Genomic DNA, 11,369 nt, shown 5'->3' with positions numbered 1-11,369 from the left:
GCCAAGATAGAATCGCGTAGCTGCGGGGGTTTGTCTTTTCTGGACAGTACGTTACCGCAGGTGCCTAGACCTGAGCAACGTTAGCCGCATTTAACTTTCCTTCACATATCCTCGAACGAATAAAACCCGCTCTGAAGCCTCTTGGGCAATTCGTTGAGCATCCATAAGCCCGAGCCAGTTGATCCGCGACAAGTAATAAAATGCGGCTGAATACTCTTCACCTGGTGAAGCAAACGCCTCGTCTTTAGCTGCCTGATACAGGGCACAAAACCCATTAAGGGTCGCCGTGAGGTGCTGGGCTCACTGGCGCTGAGTAAAACGGCGATGGCGACATCGGGCGACTATCGCCATTGGCGCGAGCGTGATGGCAGCGTGTTCTCCCACACGATGGACCCCTATCTGGGGGCACCTCTTGCCTCTGATCTGGCTTCGGTATCGGTACTTTGCGCCAGTTGCATGTACGCCGATGCGTGGGCGACCGCACTGATGGTGTTGGGCGTGGAGCGCGGTACGCAGGTGGCCACAGCGAGAGGCCTCAGTGCGATTTTTGTTGTCCGCGAAGGCGAGGAGTTGCGTGAGGTGATGGTCGGGTTCTAAGGCACCAGACGGGTTGGAACTGCGTGGGTTTTGCCTGTTGCGCAGAAGTCGGTATGGTTAAGCCCTTTCATCCCTCGCGCAACGGAGAACCCCGATGAGCCTGCACGGCGACTACGACAACCAAAACATCTTTGCCAAGATCATCCGCGGTGAAGCACCTTGCTACAAGGTCTATGAAGATGACGATGTGCTGGCCTTTCTCGATGTATTTCCACAGTCGTTCGGGCATACGCTGGTCATCCCCAAGCGCGCGGCGGCCCGTAACCTGCTGGAAGTGGATGCCGACAGCCTGACCAAGGTCATCACCGTTGTGCAGATGCTGACCAAAGCGCTGGTGGCTGAGCTGCAGCCTGCTGGCGTACAAGTGGCGCAGTTCAATGGCGCGCCGGCCGGGCAAACGGTGTTTCATCTGCACATGCACATCGTCCCGCGTTTTGAAGGCGAGGCGCTGGCCGTGCATGCCGGTGGCAAGGCAGAGCCCGAAGCGCTGGCCGCACTGCAGGCCCGTATCGTTGCACGTCTGGCCGCGTGACCCCGGACGGACCAAAACGGCTCTGTACCCCCTTGTTCGGTGCCCATGGAGGGCGATTATGCGATTGATTGCGGCGGTTTTACCGGTGGTGCTGTTGGCGGGCTGTTCTTCGTGGCAGCCCGAGGCTGAGTACATCAAACCTGTACCGGCTGAACGTTTGCTGGGCTATCAGGCACCGCTGACGCAAGGCGGCCAGTTGACCGTCAACCGTGATTTCGGCGGCATGGGCGGCGGGTGTTACGTGGCCATTCTGGTCGATCGACAAGTGGCCGCGCGGATTGGCGTCGGCGAGCAGGCGCAGTTTCAAGTACCGGCCGGCACGCGGGTGCTCGGCATCGGCATCGATGAAATGGATGACACCTTGTGCGGCAAAGGCCGCCTGCGCCGCGAACTGGCTGTGAAGGTTACGCCGGGCACGCAGCAGCAGTTCCGCATCCTCAGCGACAACCGCAAGGGCTTTGATATTGTGCCGTTGACGCCGTGAGGCAGTGCCCGCGCCTGGCGTGCCTCAGTGCGCCAGGCGTTTCAATTGCTGCAACTGACGCCAGAGCATCCAGATCACCACCACACTTAGGCAGACGTTGGACAGTGGTAGCGCCAGCCAGACGCCGTTGAGGCCCCATATCAGCGGCAGGATGGCCAGGAAGGGCAGTTGGATCAGCATGTTGCCCGCCGTCACCAGCGTGGCGTAACGGGCCTGGCCCATGGCTTGGAAGAAGCTGGCGGCCAGGACGATAAAACCATCCAGAAACATGGCGAACAGGTGCAGGCGAATACCCGTGGCGCTGGCGTCGAGCAGGGCCTCATCGCTGCCGCTGAATATGCTGGCAAAGGCTTTGGGCAACAGCAGCAGGGCCGCCGTCATCAGCAGGCCACTGCCGACTGCCGTGAGCAGGCCCAGGCGCAGCACGCGGCGCACTTTGTCCGGCTCGCGGGCTCCGTAGAAGTAGCTGACCAAGGGCTGCATGCCGCCGCAGACGCCTTCGGCAAACATGTAATAAAACGCCATCAGGTAGCCGGCGATGGCATAGGCGGCCACCTGCAGCGGGCTGCCGTAGTGCATAAACAGCAGGTTGTGCAACACCACCACCAGGCTCATGTAGAGGTACATCAACATGCTGGAAAAACCGGTGGTCAGTGACTCAAGGCTGTGGCGCAGGTTGAAGCGGCAGGCCGCTGGTTGCAGGCTTAGCGGGTTGTGCCGGCTGAAGATGTAGCCTAGGCAGATCAGCACCGACAGGCTTTCGCCCATCACCGTGGCCAGCGCCGCGCCATGCAGGCCCCATTGCCAGACCATGATGAACAGGTAATCCAGTGCGACGTTGGTCAGTGCACCCACCAGCATGGCTAGGGTGGCCAGTCGCGGTGCGCCGAGGTTGCGCACCAACAGGGGCAGGGCGATAGAGCCAAATACCAGTGGCGCGGCCCAGCCGATTACCTGCAGGTAGTCATTGCCCAGCGTTGCCAGTTCGCCTTGTGCGCCTTGCATGGCCATAAACGCTGGGCCTATCAGAACAATCATCGCGCCAGTGGGGATGCCCAGTATCACCAGCAGCCAGAGTGCCTGTGCCAGGTAGCTGCGCGCTTGTGGCCACTGGGCTGCGCCCTGCGCCAGTGAGCACTGCGCACCACTGCCCATGCCGACCATCATGCCGATGGCGAGCATGACGCCGGACAGCGGCCAGGCCATGTTGATGGCGGACAGGCCGGTTGCGCCCATGGCGTGACCAATAAAAATGCCATCTACGACCATGTACAGGCCGCTGATCATCAGGGCGGCGACGGCCGGAATGGTGTAGTGCCAGAAGGTACGGGTGAGGCTGTGGCTGTTCATAAGAGGGTCACGGGTAAGCGGTGTGCAGTGGTATCAATCGGTTTCGAGGCTTTGGCAGGCTTTTGCCAGCAGGTGGCTGAGTTGCTGCATTTCTTCCGGGCTGAGGTGTTCGGCCAGGCTGGCGGCGGTGTGCACGTAGACATCACGTTCTTCTTGTTCCAGTGCGTTGGATTTGGCCGTGGCCAGCAAACGCATGGCGCGGCCGTCTTCCGTGCAGGGCAGGCGCTGCAAATAGCCGCGTGCTTCCAGCTTGCTGGCCATGGCACTGGCGCTGGCTTTGCTGACATTCATGCGCTCAGCCAGTTCGGTCAGGCGCAGGCCGTGTTCGGCGGAGATCAGGGCGTAGAGGTAATCCAGTTCACTGTTGCTCAACTCCATGCTGCCGCTGTGCTGGGCGTACTGCCGCCAGTGGTGCCACATGTGCCATTGCAGGCGTTTCAGGCTGTCGGTGAGGGTCATGCTGTGCTCCTTTGTATTTTGTTAGGCTAACTAACTAAGGGTATCCGGATTTAATGGTTGATGGGGCTCCTTCACCCCACCAACCTTATACCACCCTCAGATGGTTGATAGATCGACCCCGTAATTGAGTTCCTCTGCGAAATCCGACAGTCCGTAACAGATGGTTTTCTTGTAGAATGGAGAGACCTTCGCAGTTGAGGCCTTCTTCTTGTGCTTCGTGGTGTAGAGCATTCGTGCCCGCATCACCTCGAAGGAGTAACCACGCCCTTCACGGTTCTTGTCCTTGGCCAGTCGGTTGATGGATTCCGTGTAAGCATTGGTGACGGGCATATCCGTCTCGAAGTAGGTCATGATCTCTTCGCGCCAGTTGCCCACCGCTCTGACCAGATCGCTCCAGATTTCCTTCTGGCCTTTCGGGACGGTGGCTATCCACTCGTCCAGGGCGGCTTCTGCCTGGGAGCGCGTGATGGCATCCCAGATGCCGTAGAAGTGCTCCTTGTGCTCGTAGGCGGCCAGCAGTTGCGGGAATGCGCCTGTCCAGGTCTCCATGATCAGCCGCTCTCGGTCTGAGACTTCGTGAGCGCGTTTCAGCAGGATTTTCCGGTCTCCCTTGAGGGTTCGGCTCTGGGAGGGTTTCAGCTCCTTTCTTAGGCCCTTGCGCACCTTCTCCAAGGCATCATTGGCCATGCGCACCACATGGAATTTATCGACCACGATACGGGCCTGTGGTAGCACCGTCTTGACCGCCGTACGGTAGGGGTTCCACATGTCCATGCTGACGATCTCGACCTTCTGCCGGTCTTTCAGCTTCATCAGGTAGTTGGTCACCAAGTCCTGCCGGCGGGTGGTCAGCAGGTCGAGCAGGGTTCTCTCCTCGATGTTGGTCAGAATGCAGCGGTAGCGCTTGTTCAGGTACAGCTCGTCTATACCCAGAATGCGAGGCGTCTCGAATCGGTGCCAGCGCCCCAGGAACTCGGCGCGAGCGCTGAAGATGTCGCGTACCGTCTTCTCGTCCAGGCCAGTCTGCGCCGCCACGAAGGTGTAGGGGTGGTTGAAGGATTCTTTCTCCACGTACTCATGCAGCCGCCGCGTCATGCGGAAGCCGTCCACCATCTCCGGTAGCTGGGGCCTGAAGGAGGTCTTGCAGGCCCGGCAGGTGTACCGGCGACGAACCACCCAGAGGGTGACCCGCTTGCCGTGGATGGGCAAATCACGATAAGGAACATCACGCTTGCCGAACCGCACGATTTCACCCTGCACGCCACATTTCTCGCACGCGATGGGATCGGGTGCGTCCACCTGGAAGTGCATTTCGTCGTCTGTCGACTTGGAGTCCCTGACCTCATAATTTGAGAGGTTAATAAGGCCAGTAACGAGACCCATCATTAATAACCTCGATGTCAGGCGCTGGATAGTTTCATTAACACCAACCCTGAAACAATGAGGATCGCAGCAATGATTCTCGCTGCATTAACCGGTTCAGCCAAAAATGCGATTCCGACAAGAAAAGCGCCTACAGCTCCTATTCCCGTCCAGATTGTGTAGGCAGTTCCGAGTGGAATAGTTCGCATGGCGACTGCTAACAGCCAGAAGCTGGCCACCATTGTAGAAATCGTGATGATCGATGGTAAGAGCCGACTGAAGCCATGAGATTGCTTCATTGTGTAAGCCCACACAATCTCAAGGACACCGGCAACGAGAAGATATACCCAAGGCATTGACCCCTCCGAAATATAACGGGGCCAGGTCGTCCTGGTCATTACTTCCCAAGGTGGGGGAGGTCGTCCTCCTATAGATGGACTGATACTAACCCGCGAAGGGAGGCTGATCAACCATATTCTCCGGTGAGAAAGTGGGAATTACAGGCTGCCAGCAAAGGAGATATCAACCAGATATTCCGGTTACCCAAAAATCATAAGGGTTCAGTCGCCTACACATCCGTGATACTCCTCGGAGCATCAAGGCTAAGCTCTCGCTCTACATCGTCCAGCGAATGCAGAACCTCTTCTCCCTTGCGAACTCTCTCCATGATCTGCTCGGCCTTAGATAAGTCATCGGAAAGCAAACCGTGCTCTTCGACAATCCGGTTAAGCTCTTGGATTGCCTCATGGTTTTCCTGAGCCCAACCGTCCATCTCAACTTTATTCCGTTTACCCAACTGATTGAGCTTCTCCGCCATCTCTTTTTCCGGCAAAAAGTCACCAGCATCAGCCTCACTTAATGCAGCCTCAACCTGTGTGCCCTGCCAAGCTTCATGAGCCACATCCACTTGCATCTCTTGGTTCTCGTTTGCAGTCACCATAAACCTCCCTTCGATGCCAGAACCTCACTTGCGCATAGCCGTTCTTCACCTTTACCACGGTGGAGAATCATCAACCTGACCAAGGTTCTTCCGTGCGGTTTTAGTTTCCGCTTTGAGCTGATTGATCTTCGGCCTGCTCCGGCGGCAAAGTCTTCCGCCATTCAGCCCGCTGCTTGCTTCGTTCTGCCTTGGCTGCTCTTCGTTGCTTTTTCTCTGCCTGATCGGCCTTGTGCAGAGCCCTCTTGCTCTGTGGCTTTTGGGGCTCTAACTCTATCTCTCGCTTAACATTCTTGGCAGCGTCGAGCCGTTCCGCCTTGCGTTTCACCAGATCCAGCCATTCGCCGCTCCGGGTCATGTTGCTGCGCTCAAGGTCAATCAGTTCGCGCCACAATTCCATAATCGCAATTACCTAAATAAACCCGGCTTCGCGCTGGTGACGCAGAGCCAAGATCACTACGGTTTCGCCATCTAGGCGGTAACGCGCCAGATAACCACTGTCCCCAAAGGGGATCACCCACTCGCGGAACACCTCCGGGAGCCCTTCAATAGGACGACCCATCGCGGGTTGTTGCCCGAGCTGGGTCAGCGCCGAACGAATGGTTTGGGCTGCTCGCTGTGCAACAACCGGGCTCTTACTGTGCAAGAACTCGCGCAGCCGTTTAAGGTCACGCAAAGCAGCCGGAGAGAGGATCACTTGTGGCATGCAGGTGCACCACCTTCAATTTCAGTGCCCCAACCAGCCAACCACTGATCGGCCTCTTCAAGAGAGACATGCAAACCAGTCTCCTGAAACTCCTGCCAAGCATCGAGGGTATCGCGGCGGAACGCCTCCTTGCGCTCTTCGCGCTCAACATACTGGGTGATGGCTTCGCGCATCATCCAGTGCGCTGAACGGTCGCGGGCAGCAGCTAGCTGCTTGATCCGGCTTTGGGTATCGCTATCAAGTTTGATAGACATGGGTTTGGTAGCTGCGGACATAAGACCTCACTGTTAGCCAAAGGTATTACCTAGTGATACCTAAATTTACCACGCAATCCAAGCACCGTCACAACCAGATTGCAGTACTGCAATGTCGCCCCCGAACTGGGGCGACTAGCGCAGTCTGTCGCCGCGGGCTCGGGGGCCGCCAAGCGCAGCGCGGCAGAACGGGCTAGACCTTCATCCACCGCAGCAGCAGGGCCAACAACGCTATCCATGCCGCCACATCCCAAGAAGGCCCCGCCAAGGCGCTGTAGAGCGACCCAAGGCCCAACCGGTCAGCAACCCAGTACAAAATGGCTTTCGCAGCGAACACGGCGGCCATTGCCGCCACTGTATGCCACAGCATCAGCCCCGGAAACCGATCACTCAATCGCACCTCAATCCACCTCCACGCCTGCATCGAGCAACCGTTGCCGCCATGTATCGGCGGACAACAGGGCATAGTGGGCCACATGCTGGCGCAGGTATTCGGTATCAATGACGATCCAGCGGTTGCCGTCGTCATCGTTCATCCAGTCGATGGTCGCATCGAGAATGTCGATCAGCGGCCTTCGATCCGCCCATAGCCACGGGGAGCCTTGATAGCTCGCCAGTTCGTACTCAACTGGGGGGAGCTGGCGAATATGCGCCACCGTGTCAGGAGTACCCAACCGACCTGATTTCATACCCGATCTCCTTAATTATTGTCACCGTGACGATATATCACATGCTCAAGCCACGATCTCGCCGCTGCTCTTTTCGCAGCTCCTCGGCCCTGTCGGCGATCAACGCTGCGCCTTGCTCAAGCTCTCCAGCGAGCTTTTGACTGTGCTCACACTGCTGTTCAATAACCCAAGTGCTACTCCGGTAGCCCGGTTGGTCTGGTCCAAACTCCGGCCCATGCTGGCTAGCTCGCTCCTGGTACTCTTCTCCAAGGCCACGAAGGCGGTGTGTAAGTTGGCGCAGTGCGTCTCGTACCCTTCCAAGGTGCTCTGCAACTGCGCCTGTAAGCTCTCCAAAGTGCGCTGTTGCGCGTCGAGCTGCTCCCGCAAGGCTTTCGTCTCGTCCTGGTGCCGTTGCTCCATCCGCTCGAATTGAGCTGTCAGCAGCCGCTCTAACTCGGTCATCTACTTCACCTCCACGGCCATCAGGCCCTTGTACTTCCCTTCGTCCATCTTGAACGGCGTATCGATCTGCCTCGCCACGATGTACCGCCCCTTCCCATCGCGCACGAACGTCACCCCTTTGGGCAGGCTGTCTAGGGTCCGTTGGGCTGTGCTGATCTGCTGGTTTAAGCGCTGAAGATCGGTCAGTTTCCCGGTGATCTCGTTCGCCAGGTACGCTGCCACCCCCCAGGTACTGCCCCCGGCGCCCAAGAGCACAGCCACCGAGATAAGCAGCGGTTTGAGCCATCCCCGGAATGTCACCCGACTCAGGGCCTCCCCATCCGCCTTGAGTTGCGCCAGGGCCGTCCTGAGTGGATCGATCGCCTGCTCGACTGCCTTCCCCTGGGCGAGGGTGATCGCGTTGTGTAACCCCTCCTGGATCTTCTCCAAGTCCGTCAAGCTCAAGCGTTTGAGCGCGTCCACGGTCGCCTGTTGTTGTTCCAAGGCGCTCTGCTGTGAACCTAACAACGTGGTGATCTGCTCGCTCTGCTGCCGAATAGCGTCCCCGGTTGTACTCAGCTCGGCGCTCACATGCTTTGTCAAACGCTCGCTGAGCTGTGTCAGATTGGCCTCGGTCAACGTGGCCACCTCGGCCAGCTCCTCGGCTTGCCGCTGCGCTAGTCTCTCGCTCAAGCGTGTTTTCAGCTCGCCACCCTTCTCCATACAGCTCTCCTTTGAGCCGGATGCCCTGCGGGTATCCCTCCGGCCTGATCGTGATGTAGTCCTTGCCCTGGCGGGTGATCTCGAATTCGAGCACCTCGCCCAGGTACTCGAGTAATTCGCCCCGGTCGCGGATCAGCCCCTGAGCCACCGCCCCAAGCAGGTGATCCCCTATCTGCCGCTTAATGGCAGTCCTGTCCTTCTGACCCTTGTAGGCGTCAAAGGAGGGCTGTATCAGCCGTGCCCGGAGCGGGTCGTCTGGTCTGGCCCAGCCCTTGCCGTAGTTCCATTTATCCCGCAGGGCATCAAAGTCCTTTCGATGTCCGGGCGGGGCAATGTTCAGAGATTTGCCAGTGCCCAGGTGAACACGGGGTACCAAGATGTGGACGTGGACACCGCCTCCCGCTTCCCGGTGCTGCACGGCGGTCAGGTGCACGTCCTGCCTATCCAGTCCGGCAAAGGACAGCGCCTCGAAGTCGTCCAGCACCGCGCCAATCTCGGCGTCACTGGGGGCCTCTTCCTCCGACCAGGAGATCACCGCACTCCGGTATCGATGCTGAAAATCGAGCGAGTCCGCCACGGCGGCGAACTGCTGCGGATCGCCCCGCAACACCACCACCCCGGCACGTTCCTCGCCCTTGTGGTCGTGACTGTCCAGCAAATAGGTCGCCGCACTGCTGGCCTTACCGGTGCCATGAGCCAGGAACTTAATCATCATGCCCGTCATCCTCCCGGTTCGGCGGCGGCGGAAGCTGCGGCAGCAGTCTCCCGGCGCTCTCCTCGATGCTACGTAGCAACGCCAGCAGCTCCACCAGGTGAACCGGGCTCCCTACCAGGCGGCATTCGTTCACAGCCCTGGCGATCTGGTTGAGGTTCGATCCCAACGCCGCGAGCTGGCGCATTAGCGCTGGGTCTGCCAGGTGGCGGGGGTCTCGTTCCCGCCACGACCGGGCGGGGGCAATGTGGGTTTGCTGGTCGGCATCCACCTTGGCTCTCAGCCAGTCGGAGAGAGTCAGGCCCTCGTCCCTGGCACCCTTGCGCCACTTGGCCAGGGTGGCAGGATCGAGGCGAAGGCTGGCCGTTGTGGTCTTTAGCTCTGGCTTTGTCATTGGCTCTCCAAGCGGCGTAGCAGCGCGGGGTTTGAAGGGGCTGAGCCCCTCACCAGCCCCCGGATACATGGAGACCGCGAAGCGGGTGAAATGTAATACGGGGTCGGCTGGCTTAATGCCAGTACAGCAAAAAAATAGGGGGGCGGCAACTTGCTAGTTATCGTCACTGTGACACATAATTAATTACCGTTACAGTGACAGGAAATAACACCATGAAGGACGCCACGGATCAGGGAACTGGGGACATGTTTGGCATCAAGCGCGGACGGGGTAGGCCAAAAACCGGATCAGCCAAAACAGGGGCTGAACGACAAGCCGCCTATCGTGCAAAGCAGCAGGACAATAACGTTACTGTGACGATAAATAGGGCATTGGTGGAGCGGCTGGATGCCCAAATGCAAGCGATCCGGGATGGAGGGTCGGTGTTGGTGCTGACCCCAGAGCAGGCCGGGGAGATCCTGCGGGCATTGCGAACAGCAGAGCTCAAACAGCTCCGGGGATAAGACCTATTGCCCACAGGCCAAACACACGGCCTGATGGACAACCCTTCGGGAGCGGCCTTACCCCCCTCGCACCGAGCCGCTCTCTGGAATGATTTTAAGGCCGCAAAGAAAAACCCTTTGCGGGGGAAAAGACCCCCTCAAAGGGGGGGGATCAACTGATAGCTTTGTTTCGCGATCGCTATTTTGAAATTTTGGCGTACTTGCTGACGGTACTCGCCGAGATTTTAAGATCCTGCGCTATCGAACTATGTGGATGCCCTTCGGCCTTCATCTTCTGGATCGCCTCCCACAACTCCCAGTTCGTTGATTTTGGCCTTCCCCCGCCCTTGGACACCTTGCCACCGATAAGACCGCCCTTCCGACCCTGATCGGCCTTGATGGCCCGCAGCTCTGGCGTCAGGATGCAGCCCGCACCGGTGTAGCGATAGTAGACAAACCCCGCCACGCTCTTGGCCACATAACCAACCTCACGAACAGGCAATGCCCCTCTGTCACTGACGATCTGCTCTGACATAGCCAAGGCTCGGGTAACTACCTGACGATGCCAAACCTCATAGGAAGCGCTGCGAGCGATTTCTACTTGTGGGTAGGCCCATCGCCTTACCTCATCAAACAAAGCGTTATTACGGCCCTCTGAGGCGTTTATGGAATGGTCCAGAGCCTTAGCTCGCCGAGCAGAGAGATTTACCGGCGCAGCGAGCTCGGCAAGCGTGTGTGTCCGCCAGTGCCGCCAGTCGGTATCGTTGATGAAGGCGCAGGGGTTGCGGTGGATGTGACGAGCAAAGCAGAGATCGGCCCCATAACGCTCGTCATAGGCGGCCTCAATGGCCGTCAGATAACGATATGGCTGGCGCTCGCGCACTTCAGGCTGACAATAAACCGGATCTTTTAGCAGCCAGAAGGCTTGGTGCCGATGGGGATTGGTCTGGTTGTAGACAACCACGTTCGGCTCGATGTCGTACAGGGTGTGGGCGTGAACGGTTGGCGAGTTGTCATGATCGATCATCAGCCAATGACGGTCGTTGAGATGCGCCCTGATGCGCTCTATCTGCATGGCGCTATCGCGGGGTAGCCAGCAGGTAGGGCCACCCTTAACGGGCTGACACTCGACAAATTCGGGCAGGAGTTGCTTGAAATTACCTAGCAAGACCAACCGCCTTATTGGCGGTGTAGGGTTGTTTGACGTGATCCATGTGGTATTCTTGTTCCTGTGATTAGTCACGGCCCCCGTATGCTGCGTTCTCTCC

At 58.4% G+C, this 11,369-nt stretch carries 17 protein-coding genes; 4 read left to right on the top strand and 13 right to left on the bottom strand.

Annotation, left to right across the window (positions count from 1 at the left end; all coding sequences use genetic code 11):
* Nucleotides 1-252: 252 nt before the first annotated feature.
* The 3 genes from H7R73_RS23950 to H7R73_RS23940 all read left to right on the top strand — a co-directional run bounded on the left by H7R73_RS23950 (nt 253) and on the right by H7R73_RS23940 (nt 1,613).
* Nucleotides 253-597, top strand: coding sequence for an FAD:protein FMN transferase (locus H7R73_RS23950; RefSeq protein WP_182951815.1), 345 nt, complete (start codon nt 253-255; stop codon nt 595-597).
* 94 nt (nt 598-691) lie between these two features.
* On the top strand, nt 692-1,129 hold the full coding sequence (locus tag H7R73_RS23945; RefSeq protein ID WP_042938790.1) for an HIT family protein: 438 nt from the start codon (nt 692-694) through the stop codon (nt 1,127-1,129).
* A 58-nt stretch (nt 1,130-1,187) separates the two neighbouring features.
* Entirely contained in the window at nt 1,188-1,613 is a 426-nt protein-coding gene (locus H7R73_RS23940) for a hypothetical protein (protein WP_042938792.1), read from the top strand.
* Nucleotides 1,614-1,637: 24 nt separating this feature from the next.
* On the opposite strand, the gene H7R73_RS23935 is transcribed toward H7R73_RS23940, so the two are convergent.
* The 12 genes from H7R73_RS23935 to H7R73_RS23885 all read right to left on the bottom strand — a co-directional run bounded on the left by H7R73_RS23935 (nt 1,638) and on the right by H7R73_RS23885 (nt 9,619).
* Complete coding sequence (locus tag H7R73_RS23935) at nt 1,638-2,963, bottom strand: MATE family efflux transporter (protein WP_065760461.1); 1,326 nt, start codon at nt 2,961-2,963, stop codon at nt 1,638-1,640.
* Nucleotides 2,964-2,996: 33 nt separating this feature from the next.
* The gene (locus H7R73_RS23930) at nt 2,997-3,422 is read right to left on the bottom strand and encodes a MarR family winged helix-turn-helix transcriptional regulator (RefSeq protein WP_042938796.1); all 426 of its coding nucleotides are present in this window, start codon (nt 3,420-3,422) and stop codon (nt 2,997-2,999) included.
* Between the two features lie 96 nt (nt 3,423-3,518).
* On the bottom strand, nt 3,519-4,808 hold the full coding sequence (locus H7R73_RS23925) for an ISL3 family transposase (RefSeq protein WP_023343400.1): 1,290 nt from the start codon (nt 4,806-4,808) through the stop codon (nt 3,519-3,521).
* A 14-nt stretch (nt 4,809-4,822) separates the two neighbouring features.
* Complete coding sequence (locus H7R73_RS23920; RefSeq protein ID WP_032429244.1) at nt 4,823-5,140, bottom strand: DMT family transporter; 318 nt, start codon at nt 5,138-5,140, stop codon at nt 4,823-4,825.
* A 212-nt stretch (nt 5,141-5,352) separates the two neighbouring features.
* Nucleotides 5,353-5,724 carry a type II toxin-antitoxin system CcdA family antitoxin gene (locus tag H7R73_RS23915; RefSeq protein WP_182951814.1) on the bottom strand — a complete coding sequence of 124 codons (372 nt, stop codon included), beginning with the start codon at nt 5,722-5,724 and terminating at the stop codon, nt 5,353-5,355.
* A 100-nt stretch (nt 5,725-5,824) separates the two neighbouring features.
* On the bottom strand, nt 5,825-6,121 hold the full coding sequence (locus tag H7R73_RS23910; RefSeq protein ID WP_182951813.1) for a hypothetical protein: 297 nt from the start codon (nt 6,119-6,121) through the stop codon (nt 5,825-5,827).
* Nucleotides 6,122-6,133: 12 nt separating this feature from the next.
* Nucleotides 6,134-6,427, bottom strand: coding sequence for a type II toxin-antitoxin system RelE/ParE family toxin (locus tag H7R73_RS23905; RefSeq protein WP_182951812.1), 294 nt, complete (start codon nt 6,425-6,427; stop codon nt 6,134-6,136).
* Nucleotides 6,415-6,681 (bottom strand): CopG family ribbon-helix-helix protein, encoded by a 267-nt coding sequence (locus H7R73_RS23900; protein WP_231556881.1) that lies wholly within the window; start codon nt 6,679-6,681, stop codon nt 6,415-6,417. The genes H7R73_RS23905 and H7R73_RS23900 overlap by 13 nt, the downstream gene beginning before the upstream one ends.
* A 401-nt stretch (nt 6,682-7,082) precedes the next feature.
* Complete coding sequence (locus H7R73_RS23895) at nt 7,083-7,370, bottom strand: hypothetical protein (protein ID WP_182951811.1); 288 nt, start codon at nt 7,368-7,370, stop codon at nt 7,083-7,085.
* Between the two features lie 99 nt (nt 7,371-7,469).
* Nucleotides 7,470-7,811: a mobilization protein gene (locus H7R73_RS24355; protein WP_232092806.1), complete on the bottom strand. Its 342-nt coding sequence runs from the start codon at nt 7,809-7,811 to the stop codon at nt 7,470-7,472.
* Entirely contained in the window at nt 7,812-8,513 is a 702-nt protein-coding gene (locus H7R73_RS24350; protein ID WP_232092805.1) for a hypothetical protein, read from the bottom strand.
* 704 nt (nt 8,514-9,217) lie between these two features.
* Complete coding sequence (locus tag H7R73_RS23885; protein WP_182951809.1) at nt 9,218-9,619, bottom strand: MobC family plasmid mobilization relaxosome protein; 402 nt, start codon at nt 9,617-9,619, stop codon at nt 9,218-9,220.
* A gap of 212 nt (nt 9,620-9,831) precedes the next feature.
* Between H7R73_RS23885 and H7R73_RS23880 the strand changes: the two genes are divergently transcribed.
* Nucleotides 9,832-10,122, top strand: a complete 291-nt coding sequence (locus tag H7R73_RS23880; RefSeq protein WP_182951808.1) for a hypothetical protein — start codon at nt 9,832-9,834, stop codon at nt 10,120-10,122.
* Between the two features lie 178 nt (nt 10,123-10,300).
* Here the strand turns inward: H7R73_RS23880 and H7R73_RS23875 are convergent, their stop codons facing one another.
* Nucleotides 10,301-11,176, bottom strand: a complete 876-nt coding sequence (locus H7R73_RS23875) for a replication initiation protein (protein WP_182951807.1) — start codon at nt 11,174-11,176, stop codon at nt 10,301-10,303.
* Nucleotides 11,177-11,369: the final 193 nt, after the last annotated feature.

Source organism: Aeromonas sp. WP2-W18-CRE-05 (assembly GCF_014168615.1).
GTDB classification, from domain to species: domain Bacteria; phylum Pseudomonadota; class Gammaproteobacteria; order Enterobacterales; family Aeromonadaceae; genus Aeromonas; species Aeromonas caviae.
This window is presented reverse-complemented; position numbering and strand designations above follow the sequence as displayed.